The organism is uncultured Butyricimonas sp., assembly GCF_959596855.1.
In the GTDB taxonomy this organism is placed as follows: domain Bacteria; phylum Bacteroidota; class Bacteroidia; order Bacteroidales; family Marinifilaceae; genus Butyricimonas; species Butyricimonas muris.
In genome coordinates this window covers 1-20207 of the sequence record NZ_CAUFYA010000066.1, presented here as the reverse complement: position 1 = coordinate 20207, position 20207 = coordinate 1, and the positions used below count along the sequence as shown (strand labels likewise).

17 protein-coding genes are annotated in these 20207 nt (G+C 45.8%); 10 read left to right on the top strand and 7 right to left on the bottom strand.

The features are described from left to right. The first annotated feature begins 100 nt into the window (after positions 1-100). Complete coding sequence (locus Q5866_RS19385; protein ID WP_303181976.1) at positions 101-985, top strand: Rpn family recombination-promoting nuclease/putative transposase; 885 nt, start codon at positions 101-103, stop codon at positions 983-985. 144 nt (positions 986-1129) lie between these two features. Here Q5866_RS19385 and Q5866_RS19380 read toward each other — a convergent pair whose 3' ends face one another. Both Q5866_RS19380 and Q5866_RS19375 read right to left on the bottom strand, forming a co-directional pair. Continuing rightward, positions 1130-1552, bottom strand: coding sequence for a PaaI family thioesterase (locus tag Q5866_RS19380; protein ID WP_099292178.1), 423 nt, complete (start codon positions 1550-1552; stop codon positions 1130-1132). Positions 1553-1614: 62 nt separating this feature from the next. Next, a complete protein-coding gene (locus Q5866_RS19375) occupies positions 1615-1923 on the bottom strand; it encodes a DUF4491 family protein (protein WP_186975195.1) in 309 nt (102 codons plus the stop codon). 113 nt (positions 1924-2036) lie between these two features. Here Q5866_RS19375 and bcp point away from each other — a divergent pair, with 113 nt between their 5' ends. The 3 genes from bcp to Q5866_RS19360 all read left to right on the top strand — a co-directional run bounded on the left by bcp (position 2037) and on the right by Q5866_RS19360 (position 5865). After that, complete coding sequence (gene bcp / locus Q5866_RS19370; protein ID WP_218014311.1) at positions 2037-2504, top strand: thioredoxin-dependent thiol peroxidase; 468 nt, start codon at positions 2037-2039, stop codon at positions 2502-2504. Between the two features lie 88 nt (positions 2505-2592). Further along, the gene (gene recA, locus Q5866_RS19365; RefSeq protein WP_099292175.1) at positions 2593-3615 is read left to right on the top strand and encodes a recombinase RecA; all 1023 of its coding nucleotides are present in this window, start codon (positions 2593-2595) and stop codon (positions 3613-3615) included. Positions 3616-3789: 174 nt separating this feature from the next. Then, complete coding sequence (locus Q5866_RS19360) at positions 3790-5865, top strand: S9 family peptidase (protein WP_303181973.1); 2076 nt, start codon at positions 3790-3792, stop codon at positions 5863-5865. A 39-nt stretch (positions 5866-5904) separates the two neighbouring features. Here Q5866_RS19360 and Q5866_RS19355 read toward each other — a convergent pair whose 3' ends face one another. Beyond that, positions 5905-7377, bottom strand: a complete 1473-nt coding sequence (locus Q5866_RS19355; RefSeq protein WP_099292173.1) for a putative Ig domain-containing protein — start codon at positions 7375-7377, stop codon at positions 5905-5907. 169 nt (positions 7378-7546) lie between these two features. Here Q5866_RS19355 and Q5866_RS19350 point away from each other — a divergent pair, with 169 nt between their 5' ends. The 4 genes from Q5866_RS19350 (at position 7547) to Q5866_RS19335 (ending at position 11346) form a co-directional block, all read left to right on the top strand. Next, positions 7547-8233, top strand: a complete 687-nt coding sequence (locus Q5866_RS19350; RefSeq protein ID WP_292271173.1) for a response regulator transcription factor — start codon at positions 7547-7549, stop codon at positions 8231-8233. Beyond that, positions 8230-9498, top strand: a complete 1269-nt coding sequence (locus Q5866_RS19345) for a cell wall metabolism sensor histidine kinase WalK (protein WP_292271176.1) — start codon at positions 8230-8232, stop codon at positions 9496-9498. The genes Q5866_RS19350 and Q5866_RS19345 overlap by 4 nt, the downstream gene beginning before the upstream one ends. Before the next feature lie 101 nt (positions 9499-9599). Beyond that, a complete protein-coding gene (locus Q5866_RS19340; protein ID WP_099292164.1) occupies positions 9600-10445 on the top strand; it encodes a PepSY-like domain-containing protein in 846 nt (281 codons plus the stop codon). Between the two features lie 55 nt (positions 10446-10500). Beyond that, a complete protein-coding gene (locus tag Q5866_RS19335) occupies positions 10501-11346 on the top strand; it encodes a PepSY-like domain-containing protein (RefSeq protein WP_099292163.1) in 846 nt (281 codons plus the stop codon). A gap of 139 nt (positions 11347-11485) precedes the next feature. Here the strand turns inward: Q5866_RS19335 and Q5866_RS19330 are convergent, their stop codons facing one another. The 4 genes from Q5866_RS19330 to Q5866_RS19315 form a co-directional block, all read right to left on the bottom strand. Beyond that, positions 11486-14848: a hypothetical protein gene (locus Q5866_RS19330; protein ID WP_303181968.1), complete on the bottom strand. Its 3363-nt coding sequence runs from the start codon at positions 14846-14848 to the stop codon at positions 11486-11488. Between the two features lie 164 nt (positions 14849-15012). Further along, positions 15013-16194 (bottom strand): transglutaminase family protein, encoded by a 1182-nt coding sequence (locus tag Q5866_RS19325; protein ID WP_303181966.1) that lies wholly within the window; start codon positions 16192-16194, stop codon positions 15013-15015. A gap of 4 nt (positions 16195-16198) precedes the next feature. Further along, a complete protein-coding gene (locus Q5866_RS19320; RefSeq protein ID WP_292271184.1) occupies positions 16199-17194 on the bottom strand; it encodes a dihydroorotate dehydrogenase-like protein in 996 nt (331 codons plus the stop codon). Positions 17195-17319: 125 nt separating this feature from the next. Next, positions 17320-18006 (bottom strand): YggS family pyridoxal phosphate-dependent enzyme, encoded by a 687-nt coding sequence (locus Q5866_RS19315; protein ID WP_303181963.1) that lies wholly within the window; start codon positions 18004-18006, stop codon positions 17320-17322. 159 nt (positions 18007-18165) lie between these two features. Between Q5866_RS19315 and truA the strand changes: the two genes are divergently transcribed. Then, positions 18166-18930 (top strand): tRNA pseudouridine(38-40) synthase TruA, encoded by a 765-nt coding sequence (gene truA, locus Q5866_RS19310; protein WP_186975185.1) that lies wholly within the window; start codon positions 18166-18168, stop codon positions 18928-18930. Continuing rightward, positions 18927-20081, top strand: a complete 1155-nt coding sequence (locus tag Q5866_RS19305) for a DUF4105 domain-containing protein (RefSeq protein WP_303181961.1) — start codon at positions 18927-18929, stop codon at positions 20079-20081. Before truA ends, Q5866_RS19305 begins: the two co-directional genes overlap by 4 nt. Positions 20082-20207: the final 126 nt, after the last annotated feature.

Below are 20207 nucleotides of genomic sequence, written 5' to 3'. Positions count from 1 at the left end.
CTCAATTCTATCACTATATCTTTCCGCATTTCACTTTTTTGTAGTAACTTTGTAACTTAATTATACTTATATTTGTTGGTAGAACTAATAAAGAATGCATATGGAAACAGGAAACCGATATATCCGTTTTGATTGGGCCATGAAGCGCTTGCTGCGTAATAAAGCTAATTTTGCCGTGTTGGAAGGATTGTTGACCGTGTTGTTGGGTGAGCGTATTACTATCCAGAAATTATTGGAGAGCGAGAGTAATCAGGAAGACGAATATGATAAATATAATCGGGTGGATATGTTGGCTGAAGATTCCAAAGGCCAACTTATCTTGATAGAGGTACAAAATAATAATGAATACGCTTACTTCCAACGTATGTTGTTCGGGACGTCAAAGTTAGTTACCGAATATATCAACCGGGGAGAGGGATATGACAAGGTACGCAAAGTGTATAGCGTGAATATAGTCTATTTCTCCCTGGGACACGGGAAAGATATCGTTTATCATGGTAAAACGGAATTTCACGGTATTCACACCGGTGAAGTGCTTGAATTAACACCTTTTCAGCGACAAACATTCAAGGTGGATACAGTTAGCCAACTTTACCCCGAGTATTACATCTTGAGAGTGAATGATTTCAATCAAATAGCGAAAAGTCCGTTGGAAGAATGGATTTATTATTTGAACACGGGTAACATTCCGGAATCTGCTACAGCACCCGGTTTGAACGAAGTTCGTGAACGTCTGAAGCTTGATAGAATGACTAAAGAAGAGTTAGACGCGTATTATCGGCATTTGGATAATGTGGTTATTTTGCGGGATAATATTTTTACCGAACGTGCGGAAGGACGCGCGGAAGGACGTATGGAAGGACGTGCGGAAGGTGAGTTACAAAAAGCTAAGGAAATAGCATCAAACTTGAAAAAAGCAGGTTTGAATATTGAAATAATCGCTCGAAGTACAGGGCTATCGATTTTGGAAGTAGAGAAACTTTAAACTACATAAATAGGGTATTTTGTAAACATGAAAACCAGAAGAGCCCAAACAATGAAACTCTTTTGGTTTTCGTGCCATGTCAATTTTTTCCTCATCATCCGGCAAGCTTCCGATTTTTGTTTTTTCGGCAAAAATTATAACTTTTTATTTGTGATCTGACGACTTCGGCAATACCACGTTCGTGATACGGCACACGGAAGCCAAGTTCCCGAATTCATCCGTCACGTTCACGGCAACCACGTGGGTTCGTTGTCCCTTATGGATAAATTCAGCTCGCCCGATAACATAACTCCCTTGGGCTTTACGGATATGATTGCCATTAATCTCGATTCCGAACACGTGATTTTCTTCCAGATTTTCCCCGATATAGGTTAATCCACTTCCCACGGTTTCCACCAATGCCATAATCGCTCCACCGTGCAACAATTGTCCCGGACGCATCGTGCGTTCATCAATCGGCATCTTTGCTTCCAACCAATTCTCTCCCACCCCGATAAACTCAATTCCCAAACTTTCCATCAATGTCCCCCGGCGTTCCCGGTTCATCTGTTCTATAAGCTCTAACATGTATTGATTTTAGATTTATGATTTTAGATTTCCACTCACAGCTCAAGGCTTTTAATCGTAAATTAATTTCTCTTTTTATTGGGATTCGCGGGAAACCATCCTTTCTTTACCCTTTCTTCCTGCTCGAAAACTTCCTTAATCGTCCAGAAAGACGAGAAGGCAAATACACCCAGCAAAGATGACCACAACACGTTGGTAACCCACAGGGCAGCAAGCGTTCCGGCGATTCCCAATACAAGGAATATCCACCAACATTTTGTACCCCAGTAATACTCCGCTTTTACTACCACGGGATGAAATAACCCGATAATCAGGAAGGTACAAATCCCGATAATTAATCCAGTCAAGTTATATGATTCAATGAATTCCATAAATGTTTTTTTTAGACTCCCGCAAATGTACAAATATTCCCAAAACACTACCTTATTTCTCCAAAATATTCCTACTTTTGTATGGAAGTACGAGAAAAAACTAAGCAACTATGATAACACTGAAAGAAGGAGAAAAAGCCCCTTATTTCGAGGGCATAAATCAAGACGGCAAAAAAATTACCTTGGATGATTTCAAGGGGAAAAAATTAATACTTTATTTCTACCCGAAAGATAACACTTCAGGATGCACGGCAGAGGCTTGCAGCTTGAACGACGGGTATTCCTCCCTCACGAATAATGGCTTTGAGGTTGTAGGAGTTAGCCCCGATTCGGCAAGTTCTCATCAGAAATTTATAGCGAAATACAACTTGTCGTTCAACCTTATCGCCGACACGGACAAAAAGATACTGGAAGCTTACGGCGTATGGGCAGAAAAGAAAATGTACGGCAGAACTTACATGGGCGTATTACGCACCACGTTTATCATTGACGGAAACGGTATTATTCAAAAAATCATCACGAAAGTGAACACGAAGGAACACGCGAAGCAAATCCAAGAGCAATTGAAAATTGAGAATTGAAAATTGAAAATGAAATGCGAGAACAACAACTTGTAACTCGCCGAAGGTGAACAAAAATCATAAATCTAAAATCATAAATAAATCAAGTATGGCAAATGCAGAAACCAACCAAGACAAGTTAAAAGCACTTCAACTCACGCTTGACAAGATCGAGAAGAATTTCGGGAAGGGAAGCGTCATGAAACTTGGGGATAATGTCGTAGAAGATGTTATGGCTATCCCCTCGGGTTCTATCGGACTGGACAGAGCTCTGGGCGTAGGCGGTTATCCCAAGGGACGCGTCGTAGAAATCTATGGCCCCGAATCTTCAGGTAAAACAACACTCGCTATTCACGCTATCGCTGAAGCACAGAAAATGGGTGGTATCGCCGCTATTATCGACGCAGAGCACGCTTTCGACCGGGTATACGCGGAGAAACTGGGCGTTGACGTGGATAATTTATTTATTTCACAACCCGACAATGGGGAACAAGCCCTTGAAATAGCGGAACAATTGATTCGTTCGGCTGCTATCGATATCATCGTGATTGACTCTGTTGCCGCCCTTACCCCGAAAGCTGAAATCGAGGGAGAAATGGGTGACAGCGTGATGGGATTACAAGCCCGTCTGATGTCCCAAGCCCTACGTAAATTAACGGGAACAATTAGCAAAACAAATACTTGTTGTATCTTTATCAACCAATTACGTGATAAAATCGGTGTTATGTTCGGTAATCCCGAAACGACAACTGGTGGTAACGCACTGAAATTCTACGCTTCCGTGCGTCTGGATATCCGCCGTATCGGTCAGATCAAGGACGGGGAGGAAATTTACGGTAACCACACCCGCGTGAAAGTAGTGAAAAACAAGGTAGCTCCTCCATTCAAAAAAGCGGAATTCGATATCATGTACGGGGAAGGTATCTCCCGTTCCGGTGAAATCGTTGACATGGGTGTTGAATACAACGTGATCAAAAAAAGCGGAAGTTGGTTCTCTTACGGAGAAAGCAAACTGGGACAAGGACGGGAAACCGTGAAACAACTTGTCATGGACAACCCGGAATTGGCAGAAGAACTCACGCAAAAGATCGTGGAAGCAATAAAGAGTGGTGTGCAACCGGCAACGAAATAAGTTATAAAGTTCATAAGGTTCATAAAGTTTATAAAGTAATTGTTTTTCCCCACAGGATGCTTTTCCACGGTAGCTAAAGCTACCGTTAAATACTGTCCGAAGGACACCCGTCACTTTAAGAACTTTATAAACCTTATAAACTTTACAAACCCTATAAAACAGCTGAAATATACAATGAAAAATCGTTTATTTTCTGCACTTATCCTGCTATCCGTTGTGTCGTGCGATAGCCAGAAAGAGGCAGTAAAAACAAGTTATAAAACACCGGATATGAAATTAGCATCCGACGTGATGACTCCCGAAGTGTTATGGTCATTTGGCAGACTCGGCGGAATAAGTGTATCCCCCGACCAGAAATCACTCGTGTACGAGGTGACTTACTTCAACAAAGAAGAAGACCGCTCGTACAGTGATGTCTACCTGATGAATCTTGCTGACGGAACATCCAAACAATTAACCGACACGGATTACAAGGAATTCGGGACAACATGGACTCCCGACGGTAAAATTGCCTTCATGTGCAGCAAATCGGGTTCCGTCCAATTATGGGAAATGAACCCGGACGGCAGTAATCTCAAACAATTGACCAACGTGGAAGGTGGTATCGGGGGATATATTTTCTCCCCGGACAAATCCAAACTTCTCTTCTTGAAAGATGTGAAACTGGAAAAAGATGTACACGACTTGCACCCGGACCTCCCGAAAGCGAATGCCCGCTTGATCAACGACCAGTTCTATCGTCACTGGAATGATTGGGTGGAAGCGTACACCCACCCGTTTGTCGCCGACTATATCGCGGGACAAATGATTACCTCCGGTAAAGACATCATGGAAGGCGAGAAATGGGAATCTCCCGTTCGTCCTTGGGGTGGCACCGAGCAACTGACATGGACAAAAGACGGTCAAGGCGTTATCTACATGGCACGCAAAAAAGAGGGTATCGATTACGCTTTCTCTACAAACACGGACTTATACCTTTATAACGTGAAATCCGGGAAAACCGAGAATCTCACGAAAGGTATGATGGGGTACGACCAAAATCAAGTGATCTCTCCCAACGGGGAATTCATGGCATGGGAAAGTATGGAACGTGATGGATACGAGGCTGATAAAATCCGCCTTTTCGTGATGAATCTGAAAACAGGCGAGAAAAAGGAGTACACGAAAGACTTCGACCAAAACGTGGGTGGTCTTATTTGGGCTGACAATAACACGCTCTATTTTATTTCCGATCACCACGCCACCGACGAGATTTACAAGTTGACGTTGAACGACGGGGTTATCACCAAATTAACCGAGGGCGTACACAACTATACTTCCGTTATCCCGGTAAACGATTACCTGATCGCTACCAAAGTATCCATGAGCAAGCCAGCAGAAATCTACAAAGTAGACCCGAAAACCGGAAAGGACACGGAACTCTCGTTCGTGAACAAAAAGATACTGGATCAACTGACCATGGGTAAGGTGGAATCCCGTTGGATAAAAACTACCGACAACAAAGAGATGTTGACATGGATTATCTATCCTCCCCATTTCGACCCGAACAAGAAATACCCGGCAATCCTTTATTGCGAGGGCGGACCGCAAAGTACCGTCAGCCAGTTCTGGAGTTTTCGCTGGAACTTCCAGATGATGGCAGCCAACGGCTATATCATCGTTGCTCCTAACCGCCGCGGTTTACCGGGATTCGGTCAGGAATGGAACGAACAGATCAGCGGGGACTATTCCGGACAAAACATCAAGGATTATCTTTCTGCCATCGACGAGATGAAGCAAGAACCTTATATTGACGAGAATCGTTTGGGATGCGTGGGAGCCTCTTATGGAGGGTACTCCGTGTTCTACCTTGCTGGACATCACGACAAACGTTTCAAAGCGTTTATCGCCCATTGCGGTATCTTCAACATGGAAATGCAATATTTCAACACCGAAGAGATGTGGTTCGCACAATGGGACATGGGCGGTGCGCCTTGGGACAAGAAAAACAAGGTGGCTCAACGTACTTTCGAAAATTCCCCGCACAAATTTGTCGGAGAATGGGACACCCCGATTCTGGTGATCCACGGTCAAAAAGACTTCCGCATCGACGCATCGCAAGGTATGGGAGCTTTCAATGCCGCACGTATGCGTGGCATTCCGGCACAATATTTATATTTCCCGGAGGAATGTCACTGGGTACTCGGATGCCAGAACGGTATTTTATGGCAACGAACTTTCGCCGCTTGGTTGGACAAATGGTTGAAATAATATAAAAAAAGCCTCGTTTTTCACGAGGCTTTTTTATTTCTATTCCAGCTTAAATACGGCTGTCACGTGCGGTTCTAAATTGAGTTTCAATTGCTCAAATTCTCCCACGTTCTGATGTAACCAGACATCTCGCACGAACGCTTTCCCGAATCCCAATAAATCCAATGGTACCACGACCTCTTCCGGTTCATCCCCCCGATTCATCACGGCTAAAGCGACACGCCCGCCATCCAGCGGTTTCATCCATATCTCGCAATTTCCCTCTTTCTTCATCATTCTCCCTTGCAGTCCTAGCACATCTTGATTAATCGCGATAATCTCCGGATTTGTCAATATTCTTAAAACAGAGTCGGGCATATTCCGAACATCGTTCCCGCATAACAGAGGGGCGGCCATCATACACCACATACTCATGTGTGTACGATACTCTTTTAAGTTACAACCATATTGCACGTCGCCGGAGTTAATACTCGAACTCTTCCCGCAAATTCCGACAACCAACATATCCGGGTCATTCCATGCCCCCGGGAAAGCGTAATCGGCCAATTTAGCGTTCTTGTCAATAATATCCAGTATGCCGTATAATCCTGTTCCCGATTCTCTCAAATCCCAAGCGTCACGAATATCCTCCGTTGTACGCCAATAATGCCCGCCGACTTCTCTCGCCCACTCCCACGGTTCACGACGTCCCCACTCGCAAACACTGTAAATAATCGAACGATCGGTAGACCGCAGAGCCTCCCCCATCTTCCGGTAACGTGCAATCGCCGTATCCCGTGATGCCGGAGCACCACAATAATCATATTTCAACAAATCCACTCCCCACTCGGCGAAATCACGGGCATCTATTTCCTCGAAGCCGTAACTTCCGCACACGCCCGCACAAGTATATTTCGAGGCGTCCGAATAGATACCTAAACGGAATCCTCTCTCGTGCAGGTAATCGGCAACATATTTTATTCCTCTTGGAAACTTCGTCGAGTCAATGACAATATGCCCGTCCGCCCCTCTCTCTTTCAACTGCCACAAATCGTCAATATTAATGTAATTATATCCTAAATCACGCATTCCGTTCGCGATCATCGCCTCTGCCGTTTCGATAACCAAAGCTTCCGTCAAATCTTGTCCGAAAGTATTCCAACTATTCCACCCCATCACCGGCGTCAGCGCCAACTCCTTGCCAATCTGTATTTTCAACTCGCTCACCCTGCTTCCCAGCTTATTAGTAGCCGTAATCTTCACCTTATACTCCCCGGCATTCTCCACGATACCCCGTATAATTCCAGTCTCGCCATTCAAGGTCAATCCCCCCGGTAACCCTTCCGCCGTCCAAGTCATGGGACGCTCACCCGAAGTCGGAATAGCGAAAATAAACTCCGTACCGGGATAATTCCCCACCACGTAAGGCGGATTCACACGAGGCTCCCCCTCGAAGACGCCCTCGAACTTCCCTCTCTTCCCCGTACACCCGAACAGGGCAAATATCAAAACAAACCACAATACATTTTTCATATACTATATTTTAACAATCATGCACAAATATAACAAATAATAGATAAATAACCACACGACAAAGCCATCACACAGAGTAAACGCATGAAAATGCGTTTACTCTACCGCTTTATTCCTAATTCTTTCCAGAATATTTTTCTATTTTTGTGTAGACTAAAACCGGAAAGCCATGAAGATACTGATTGTCGAAGATGAAAAAGGATTACGGGAAGTGATGACACAATCCCTCGAAAAAGAACGTTTTATCGTGGAAACCGCCACGGACTACGCCACGGCATTGCAGAAAATCAATGATTACGACTATGATTGCATCCTGCTGGACATCATGCTTCCCGGTGGCAACGGACTGTCGATCCTCGAGGAACTGAAAAAACTACGCAAACGCGAAAGCGTTATCATTGTTTCCGCAAAAGACTCCATTGAAGATAAGGTGACAGGGCTAGACCTCGGCGCAGACGATTATCTGGCAAAACCTTTCCATCTGGCGGAACTCCACGCCAGAGTAAAGTCCGTCATCCGGAGAAAACAAAACGACGGGGATATCAAAATAGAGATCGGCAATCTAATTGTCTACCCCGACAATCACACCGTCTTTATTGATGGTAATGAACTGAAATTGAACCGTAAAGAATTTGACCTTTTGTATTATTTTGTCGCTAATCCCGACCGCCTGATCAATAAAACCACTCTCGCGGAATCCGTTTGGGGCGACAACATCGATCAGGCAGACAGTCTGGATTTTATTTACTCCCAAGTAAAAAATCTACGCAAGAAAATGAAACAAGCCGAAGTTATTCCGGAAATCAAAGCCGTTTACGGCTTCGGCTATAAACTGATAACCACCCCGGAAGCATGAAACTCATCCACTATACCATAAGCAAACTCTCTGTCGTGTTAATCATCATCCTCACTGCATGGGCTTGTCTTTTCTATTTTAACATACTCGATGAGATTCTTGATGAAACGGACGATAGTCTTGAAAACTATAAAAACCTTATCATCCGTCAGGTACTCACGGATACATCCGCCATTGACAATCATAACGATCTGATGAGCCAATACATGCTCAAGGAAATACCCGAGGAAGAAGCCATCCATTACCGGGAACGCTATTTCGACTCCACCCGCTTCTACGAGACAGAACTGGAATTCGACCCCGTGCGGGTACTAAAAACCGCATTCCGGGGACAGGACAAGAGATTCTACGAGTTGACTGTCATGATCTCCACGCTGGAACAGGACGACATGATCGAGGCCATCCTGCAATGGATTATCATTCTCTATTTCACCCTTCTCGTGTGTATTATACTCGTATCCGAGCTCGTGTTTCGCCGGAGCCTGTCGCCTTTCTACAAGCTGCTTCGCTGGCTCAATACATTTACTCTCGGGGAAAAGAATCCCCCGTTGGACAATCCCACGAAAATCAAAGAATTCAAACAGTTAAACGACACGATACGCAAAATGACTCTACGGAGCGAAGAAATGTATTCCCAACAGAAGCAATTCATCGGGAACGCCTCCCACGAGTTGCAAACCCCGTTGGCAATATGCCGCAACAAACTCGAACTCTTCGCCGAAAGACCGGACTGTACCGAGGAACAATTGCAAGAAATTGCCGATATTCACCGCAACGTGGAACGCATCATTAAACTCAACAAATCCCTGTTGTTCCTTTCCCGCATTGAAAACGGGCAATTCCACAACGAGAAAGAGGTAGAACTCAACCCGATCATTCGGGAACTTATCGAGGATTTTCAAGAAATATACGAACACAAGAAACTCCGGGTACACCTCGAGGAAACGGGCATCTGCAAGATTCGCGCGAACGAATCTTTAGCCAATACCCTCGTGACAAACCTGCTCAAAAATGCCATGATACACACTCCGGTAAACGGCGAAATTATGGTCAGCATACTTCCTTATCAAATCACCATTTCCAACAGTGGCGAAGGAAAACCTTTGGATAATTCCCGCCTTTTCACCCGCTTCTATCAAGCCGACAACAAGAAACCGGACTCCACAGGGCTGGGACTTGCCATCGTGCAAAGCATCGCGAATCTTTATGGTATCCGTATCACCTACTCGTACGACGGGATGCATCATTTCACGGTAAAAATCTAAAATTTTTCAATTCCTCTCTTTTTCCCAAATCTTTCCCAAATTGCCCCTTTACTTTGTTCTCAGAAATTGAATTAATACATGAACATTAAAAATAAAAAGCTATGAGAACAAAGAATTTTCTTTTTACCGCACTTTTATTATCAGGTTTCGCTTTCACGAGCTGTGATGATAACGACGACAACTACACCCCGGACGGGAAGATACAGGAAGCATTTATCACCAAGTACCCGAACGCCCAACGCGTGGAGTGGGAAAAGAAATATGACCATTACGTGGCAGACTTCTATCTCGAGGGTATCGAAAGAGAGGCTTGGATCAACGCGCAAGGAGAATGGGTAATGACCGAAAGCGACATCCGCTACACCGATCTCCCGGCAGAAGTACAGTCAGCATTTCAAGCAAGCGAGTACAAGGATTGGAAAATTGACGACGTGGATATGCTCGAACGAGTGGAGATGGAACCCGTGTACGTGATCGAGGTAGAACAAGGGAAACAGGAATTTGACCTGTACTACGCGGCAGACGGCACGCTCCTCAAGGCCGTGGAAGACATGGACAACAATAATGAACACCACCCGACAACTGTCCCCGAAGCGTTAAAGACAGCTATCGACAACCGCTATCCGGGAGCCGTGATATTGGATATAGACGTTGAGAAAGGTATCACTGAAATTGATATCCGCCACGAGGGTAAGTCCAAAGAAGTACACTTCAACGCCCAAAACGAATGGTTGTACACCTCATGGGACGTAAGACAGTCGGAAGTTCCAACAGAAGTGATGACCACTATTAATAACGCTATTAGTCAAAATCATAAAGGCTACAAAATCGACGACATCGAATACGAGGAAAGACCTAATGGCGATGTGTATGTATTCGAATTGGAGAAAGAAAATGACCGAGATATTTACGTAACCGTGGACATGGAAGGAAACATCGTGAAGTAATCACACGTAAAAGGAGTGAAAAGCTATATTGTAAAACAAAAACTAACATGAAATTATGAAAACAACATTTATCGCTGCAATAATCATGCTCTCCTCCATGTTCGCTTTCAGCAGTTGCAAAAGCGACGGCTACGTCCCCGCCAAGAACATCGTGAACGCGTTTAAGGCCAAGTACCCGAAAGCCAAACAAGTGGAATGGGAAGTGAAGAACACGTATCAAGTCGCCGAATTCCGCATCGGATTCACGGAAGCAGAAGCTTGGTTCGACAACAACGGCAAATGGGTGATGACGGAAAGCGACGTATCCTTCCGCTCTCTGCCCGCCGTTATCCGTAACAGTTTTGAAACCGGGGAATATGCCAAATGGAAAGTGGAAGACGTGGATAAACTCGAGAGAGACGGTATGGAAACCCTTTACATCATCGAGGTGGAACTCGGCGAACAGGAAGTAGACCTACATTACCTTGAAAACGGTACTCTCGTGAAAACGGTAATGGACAAAGAAAACAAAGGCTATTTCCCGGAAACGATGCCCCAAACCGTCCTGCAATTCATCAAACAAAAATACCCGCAAGCAAACATCGTGGAAATTGATCAGGAAAAAGGACTGTTGAAAATAGAAATCATCGACAACCGTCTCAAAAAAGACGTGGTATTCAACCACAAGAACGAGTGGGTGGTCACGACATGGGAAGTTCGCCAAAGTGAAGTCCCCACCAACGTGATGAACGTTCTGAAAACCTCGGCATACGCCAATTATCGCATCGACGACATCGATTATGAAGAAAGAGCCGACGGAACGAATGTCTACATCTTCGAGGTAGAACAAGGCAACAAAGAAGTTTATGTCACGATAAACGCCAATAGTCTGGAAGTAATATCCACGACACCGAAAAATTAATAAAAGGGACTTTCGTCCCTTTTATTAGTCCATAAAACACGGGTGTCCTTTGGACAGAGTTTAACGGCAACCCGAGCAGCCGTGGACAAAGCACCGCAGGTCTATTGACCTTATAGACTTCATATACTTTACAAACTTCCTACATTCTCACCCACTTCACGGCATCCGCCATAATCACGATATCTTTTCGTCCCCGCTCGTCTTTATCCGAAAGAATCACGCTGACCTCCCCCGCCGGAAAATCGAATTCCCCGAGAACCATCCAGTCGTCAATCGTTCTGTTTTCTACCCCTTCACCCATGTTAAAGTCGATCTTTTCCTCTTGATCCCCGTATTTTATCGTGTAAGCTAAAGTGAAATCGGAGTAATCCAAGCCCATTTCTCCATAACTTATTTTTTCCAAGTTGGTCTTAACCATCACCCGGTATTTCCCTTTTTCTTTCAAGCGGGCAGTCCACGTTGCAGAACAATCGCCCTTGCCGAAGCTCTTGAAATACGCCCGCCGAAGGGAATCCCCCTCGTAATTGTTTCTGATCACGGGAGTCCAATAGCGCAGTTCTTGCCGCCCGACAAGACCGAAAACTTCTTCCCGGCTAACCCCGAACCATTTTTGCAAGATCGTCTGGTTAGCCCGGTCGTCAAACGAGAACCCCTCGTCCGTGTCGTCCACCACGGTCACATTCGGGTCAGGCAGGAATGCCGCAATATCCGTATCTACCCATCTTCCCGGGGTTTCCGCCAACCCCGCGGGTTTACTTCTTTCCCCGTGCACGAAATCAAAGTCGACAGGTCGATTGATTGACATTCCCGAGTTGAAATTCCCGTACAAATCATACGCCCTTTCCACCCGCCGTGCCATATAAAAAGCCTTCGCCTTTCCCGGCTCCACGTAACAACTATAATATTTTTTCTCCCCTCTCTCGCTCATATCCATGTACACGAAGCCTCCTTCTTTTCCGCAATTCATGACCTTCGCCTCAATCTCTATCCATCCCGGCCCATACACTTTATCATCCGGGTAAAAATAACTGTTCATATCGGCTACTTTAAAATATTGGTCATGCCGAACCCCGATCCATTTCTCGAACACCCGTTCCAGATCACCTCCAACCCGCTCGCCCAATACCCGCGATAATTCGTCAAAATGAATCACCCCGGAACGGGTATGATAAATGTCATCCAAAGCTCTGAAAAGGGAATCCACGGAAACCTCCAACCCGAGATAATTCACGAGATCCCGAACGTTCGACAGCATCATCCCAGCCAGCAATACCCGCGGAAATCCCCGCTCGAGGAAGGCTTCTTCCAGACTGTGCTCCCGTGCGTACGCATTGATTTTTCGGGCATCTTCCGGCGGAACGTACATCCCCACGTGCCCGAGTATAAATTTGCGCTCGGAATATAACTTGTCGATCAACACGCCAACATAAGGATATTTCTCGGAATAAACAGACAAACGAGGGGATGCGAACAACGTATGTATATTCCAAAGATTGAACCCGGTTCGTTCCCGATCAAAACCCAACTGCAGTATCGGATGGCTACATTCATGATTGTCAAATAGATTATCCGCACTACCGAATAACATACTCATGTGTCCAGCCGCCCAAGGCGTTCGCTCAGGAAGCGCCACACCTTCACCGAGAAATGCCAGATCCGGTTCCGGTTCCTCGATGGGCATATTCAACACCGTCATAAGTTTCATATCGAATTCCTTTTCCGGCAAAAATACCACACCCGGCTCCATTTGCCCGCTAATCAATCGCCCCTCGTTAAACTCGGTTCGAAAAGGAAGTGGGGTTTCTATCAAGCGATAACAAGGTTGCTCCTTCTCGTACCAACTCAAATCGACGAATTTCATCACGGGTTTAAAAAAGTACTCAAAGTACCCTTTGATTCCATTCAAGTCGAGAGCCTCGAAATGCTCCGACAAGGGAGCCGGAATCCCGAAAGACGACACGACAAATTTCATACTGTCAATATCCAATTCCACCGTTTCAAATTGTCCCCCGCAAAGCGAAATCCCGGACAGGACGTGGGAAGGACGGAAATAAGAAGAATCCGCCCCGGTGGAAGCGATCCCCTGGGAAAACAACTCCCGCTGCCGGGGATGAGCCACGGTCAAGCGAAAACGGGTCATATCCTTGCCGCTGCATACCGGGTATACCGGGTTCACGGGAGGCAATGCCGTCGGATACCACCCGCAAGCGGAGGTCACCAGAAGATAATCATCCGATACGAAAGCGCTCCGCCGTCCCGTGGGAAAGAAATTGTCAAACCGGAAACTATCCTCGTAACTATCATCCGGTATATGCAAATCGGTAAATCGTTCATCGATCCTACCGGAATATGACACCCGCAAACGCAAGGTATCGCCACTTGCCAAGGAACGATCGATAACAAGTACCTGCCCGTCCCGAGTGAAAGGCAACGCCCGCCCGTTTTCCTCCAACGCAGTCACACGCAATCCCGGGTTCAGGAAGAGAAGTGGCTGTTTCACCTCCTTGCCATTCAGGTTGCATACCACCAGATCACTACGCACATCAAGATTCTCACCTTCCTGCCTCAGCGTAATATCGTGGCTGCTGACATGACAAGGCATGCCGAGCCAATGTTTCCGGAAACTCTCCCGGTAACTTTCACGGGCACTCCGGGCAGGTATATAACTTACCGCCATCACCACCCCGCAAAGAAGCCCCGACACGACAAGCGTCACGCCCCCGAGCGAGTAACGCCTCACTTGCTTCAAGGTACTTGGCAGGCGTTCCACGCCCCGCACGCTATAAGCCAAAAGTCCCAGTCCCAGCAATAGGAAACCCAGCCGATGCAACAGGTAATACCACAATCCCACGTGTCCCGTCACGCCCGAGAACAAGTTAGGTACTCCTGTACCCAAGAAATCCAGTATCCCGTGCAACCGATAAGGCAACCAGATAACAGATACCACACACCACAAGAACAAAAGCACCATAGTCAGGTAACGCCACCTGAACACCCGTGACAACCACAAGCTCAACCCCATCACGAAGACCAGCGACGGGATGTTCAAGGTGACGAAATAGAATATATAATATTGGATACCGAGAGGCGCCATACTATTCAAGTTCACGAAAAAGACGCAGCACAACATCACGAGCAGGTTCACCGCACCGAAAAGTATCATATTACCCAACACCCTTCCCCACGTGTATTCCCCGTTCTCCATCGGGCGGGCATGAATAGGGTCAAGCGCCCCGCCCAACTTTTCCCGGCGAGGAAAATCGGTAACCATCAGAATCACGAACAGCGATTGCACAACACTATACAAGTAAGCATTCACCAGCGGTACGGAACAAGGCAAAGCCACCATCTTCCAGTTCGAGCAGTAGCCCTGCCCTTGCAAAAAGAACTGGTACAACGTTATACCAATCACCGCAATAAAAACAAATAAACGAAATTCCCATTGCCTACGCTGTTGCTTCGCCTCGTACAAGGCAACATGTAAAATGTCATGTAGATTCATAGCTTGAATTTTAATAAAACATCGACGCACAAAGCTTTACCACCTATCGCTCAAATATAGGGATATTTTATTAAAAAAGGCAATTATTGTAACACAAATAATAATTCAAGAAAAATCCCGGAAGTTTACGCTTCCGGGATTTTCTATTTAGAATATTTCATTCTTTACAGATGCAGTTTCACCTCTACCGGTTTTTCTTTCACTTTCACGTTCTCTCCTACCCACTTCCCGTCTTTATCGAAATAATACAAGGTGTATTCTTTATTCTTTTCCACGACAAACTCCAACACGTCATTCATATCCTGTCTGGGGCCGGCTGTACGTCCGCCACCGATCTGGTCTTTACCGCAGAAAATGTCCACGTTGGCTGCAACCCGGTCGTCCGACTTGCGCGTATTACGCTTGTCTTTGTACATCATCACTTTCATCTTCACGTAATTTCCGCCTTCCAGTTGCTCGTTATACACTTGCTTGTAATTATCAAGGTAGCGTTGAGTCACGTTTAACGCGGGTACATACTTGATGTTGAAATCCCACACGAGCGGGAAACTCTCCCCGGTCGGTTTGAAAGAGGAAGCCCAAATAGCGTGCATACGGTCATTCGGGTCCGCTTTCCCGGCATCGGCAAGGAACCATGAACGATCCAACTTGTTGGGATAATACTCCGTGAAGTACCATTTCCCGTCCAACCACACCTCACACCAGTTATGGTTTCCGCGATTGTCATGCCAGTTGGCAGTACCGGCAATGCGCGACGGAATCCCGACAGAACGGAAAGCATCCGTCAACAAAATAGACAACCCGCTACAAGAAGCCATATTCTGGCGCATGGACTCGAACGGACTCTGGTCCGGTTTTTCGCGGCCGGTGTTGTAATCCACCTTTACCTCATCCCGGATATTCCTGTTCACGGCAGCAATCGCCTCGTCCAACGTTTTACAATTCTCCACGTACGGGGCGAATCGCCTGTAAAAATCGGCACGCCAATTCTCGCGAGTTTCGTTCAAGGAAGCGTACGGCAACACGTCATTCAAGAAAATTGAATCCGGCACGCTCTTCGCCCAAGCAAAACGATTTCGAGCCTCGTAAGCCAATTGAACGTTCGACAACAAATCGTCGCCTGTCATGGAAGTCAAATCACGCTCCGGCATATAAGCAATAAGGAAAGCAACCCCTTCTTTCATCTCGGGTGCGGCAGTCTTCAGAGCTTTCACGAGCTCGGTTTGATTAGCACCCGCTTTTTCCAAAGCTTTGTCCAGTAACGCATGGTATTTTTCCGGTACTCCCGGATATTTCGCGCATGCCACGCACACGCAACACAACAACAAGATAAATAGGTTTTTCATGAATTTAATTGGATTTATTACTAAAGTATTTCATAAACTGTGCTCGCTCGTATAAATCGGGATTATCGATGGAAGAGTAAGACAGCATGCCCCGGAAGTCATCAATACTCTCGAAAGCTTTGGACTCCATCCACGTCTTGATAAAAGTATTCATCTCACCGATCACGCTTATCCCCTTCTCGTAAAGCACGGAGCACAATTGGACGGTGGTAGCTCCCGCCAATAGCAGTTTCACGACCGCCTCACCGCTATGCACTCCCGTCGAAGCAGAAATCTCCAGATTCTTGTCCTTACCCGCCAGAATACCCGTCCACCGCAATGTCGTTCTCAACTCCGTCGCCGTACTGAACACGGAAGCCGCTCCCATTGTCAAGCTATTGATATTAATATCCGGTTCGTAAAAACGGTTGAATATTGTCGTGGCATTCGCCCCGTAAGCTTTCATCTTATCCACGAAAGCCGATAAATTCGTGAAATAATGACTGATCTTGATGGCAACGGGTATCTTTACCTGTTCTTTAATCGATTTCATAATCTCATAATATACATTCTCCACCTCCGCACTCTCTGTAAACTCGTTCACAGGCAAAATAAAAACATTCAATTCCAAAGCATCAGCCCCGGCATCCTGCAATTGACGGGCAAAACTAACCCATTCACCACCACTGAAACAATTCACGCTGGCAATAACGGGAATCGATAAACGACTTTTGGCGTTGCGCACCAATTCTACATATTTCTGTATCGTGTTGGAACGGATATAAGCCTTGATGTAATCCTCCGCTTCCGGGTAACCATCACTCATCCCGTACCCGGCATTAAACACACCGCTCGTTTCTTGGTTTATCTGTTCCTCGAAAATAGATTTCAACACGACTGCCCCAACGCCCGCTTCTTCCATTTCCACCATCTTCTCAACATCGGAAGTCAACCCGCAACTCGCCGCGATAATCGGACTCCGTAATTCCAGTCCCATGTACTTCGTCTTCAATTCTGCCATAATTAATTTTAAATTTATGATTTATGATTTTTGTTCGCCTTCGGCGAATTACAAGTTGCAAGTTACATTTGCCTTCGGTAAGTTGCAAGTTGTTATTCTCTCATTTCATTTTCAATTCTGCATTTTCAATTTTCAATTGCTTTGTATTGCCTTGCCCCGAATATCGAACTTCCTACCCTCACCATCGTGCTTCCTTCTTCAACAGCAATCTTGTAATCCCCGGACATACCCATAGATAACTCTTTAAATTCCGGTTTATCCGCAAAATACAGTTGCTTCAACTCATCGAATATCCTTTTTAAATGCCGGAATTCCTCCTGAACCTGCACCAGATCGTCCGTGAAAGTCGCCATTCCCATCACCCCCTCGATCCGCACGTTCTTCATATTCGCGTAACTCTCGCTTTCCAGTAACTCCCGGGCTTCTTCCATGTTCAACCCGAACTTCGTTTCCTCCTTTGCCACATGGAATTGTAACAAACAAGGGATCAATCGGTTGTGTTTTTTTGCTTCCTTGTCTATCGTCTCCAGCAACTTCAAACTCTCCACTCCATGAATCATTGCCACAAATCCAGCCACATATTTCACCTTGTTGGTTTGTAAATGCCCTATCAGATGCCATTCTATATCTTTCGGGAGCACCTCGTACTTCTCCGCCAACTCCTGTGCCCGATTCTCTCCGAACACCCGTTGTCCGGCATTATACGCCTCTTCTATCGCCTCTACCGGCTTCGTTTTTGACACAGCCACCAGCTTTACCCCTTCCGGCAAACTATCGGCTATACGTTTCAAATTTTCAGCTATACTATTCATCTCATTTCAACGTTTATCGATGTCCGTGAAACTATGGACTTACAAATATAACGTAAAATCCATAATGTCGGGATAAACATCTTAAAATTTTAAGACTTTACACCGACGGTTGCAAGTCTCCCCGAATTGTGTTAATTTTGGACTTTCAAAAGGAAAAATATGCACAGGTATTTTATAGAACTAGCTTACAACGGAAGTGGTTATAACGGTTGGCAAATCCAGCCTAACGCTCCTTCCGTGCAGGAAGAGATAAACAAAGCCTTGTCCCTGTTGCTAAAGCAAGACATCAACGTAACCGGCGCCGGACGTACCGACACGGGTGTGCATGCATCCTTTTTTGTCGCCCATTTCGACAGCGTCACTCCCGTAGCGGACACGAAAGCCCTGACCGATAAGCTTAACCGTTTCCTAGGGAAACACATCTCCATAAAAGAGATCTATCCCGTCCTTCCGGACGCTCATGCCCGGTTCTCTGCGCTCTCGCGGACATACAAATATTACATCAATAAAACAAAGAACCCGTTCACCTACCCGTTTGCTTACACACCTCACCCGTTACCCGATATCCGGTTAATGAATCAAGCATGCGAGTTACTTACACGTTACGAGGACTTCACCAGTTTCTCGAAACTCCACACGGACGTGAAAACCAATATTTGCCGAATTATGCAAGCCGGATGGGAAGAAACCGACGAACAACTTGTCTTCACGATAAAAGCAGACCGTTTCCTGCGAAACATGGTACGGGCTATCGTGGGAACCCTGCTAGACATCGGTCAGAAACGGATCGACTTGAAACAATTCCAACAAATCATCGAAAGCAAAAACCGCTGCAACGCGGGCACTTCAGTCCCCGGGAACGCGCTGTTCCTCTGCGATATCGAGTATCCGCCATGTAAAACACAACTAACACCCGAAGCATGAAAACAAAAATATTCATATTATTCATCCTTTTTCTATGTATGTTTGCCCGAAACACATCGGCAATCAAACTAACGAAAGATGCCACGATCAGCATCCTCACGTGCGCACCGGGAAATGAACTCTACTCTCTTTTCGGGCACACGGGCATCCGTGTCACTGACAAGGCAAATAATTTGGATATCGTATTCAACTATGGCACGTTTGATTTCAACACGCAAGGTTTCTATTTCAAGTTCGCCCGAGGATTACTCCCCTATCAATTGTCCTGTTCGGATTTCGACCGCTTCATGGCCTCTTATGTTTACGAGGAACGTAGCGTGTACTCGCAAATCTTGAATCTGGACTCCATTCAGAAACAACGACTCATGGATCTACTCGTGGAAAATTATCAGCCACAAAACCGGACTTATCTCTATAACTTCCTTTACGACAACTGTACAACCAGAGCGAGGGATATTGTCGAGAAAAGCACCGACAACAGTATCACGTGGATAGCAGAACCTTCCACCAAGAGTTTCTGGAACATGTTGGACGAATATCTCTGCCGCTCCCAGTGGACGCAATGGGGTATCCATACCATTCTCGGTTCCCCTGCAACCTCTATCGTGACCACCCGGGAACAGATGTTCCTGCCCGATTACCTCATGTATCGACTGGACTCTGCCTATTTCAACGGCAAGCCTCTGGTTGAACCGATTAAAGTGATTTACCAAGCCCCAGACCAGACTCCCAATAACCCGTGGTACATTTCCCCGTTTTTTGTCTTTGCCGTTTGCACGTTAGCACTTATCCTGCTCCTGCAAAAATACAGAAGCAGACGCTTGTTGAAAGCCATTGCCATCCCGTTTTTTATCATCACGGGTATCATCGGTTGCCTTATCGTCTTCCTTTGCTTTTTCACCAAACATCCCACGATGTACCCCAACTTCAACGCTCTTTGGGCTAATCCACTCAACCTCATCGCCGCCTTTTTTATCGGCAAAGAGAAATTACCGTGGATTATCAACAAATACATCTTCGTATATCTCTACATCCTAATCATCGGCTTCCTGCTCTGGTTCCTTTTCATTCCGGCAGTACCTTACGCCTCCATGGTCATTTTCGTGTGGATGATATACCTCTGCATCCGTTTGCGACAAGTACAGAAATAATATTTTTCCACTTTTTGCATCCCACGCCTTGCAAGTTCAAATAAAACCTCTATATTTGCACTCGCAATTCCAAAATGGTGCCATAGCTCAGTTGGTAGAGCAAAGGACTGAAAATCCTTGTGTCCC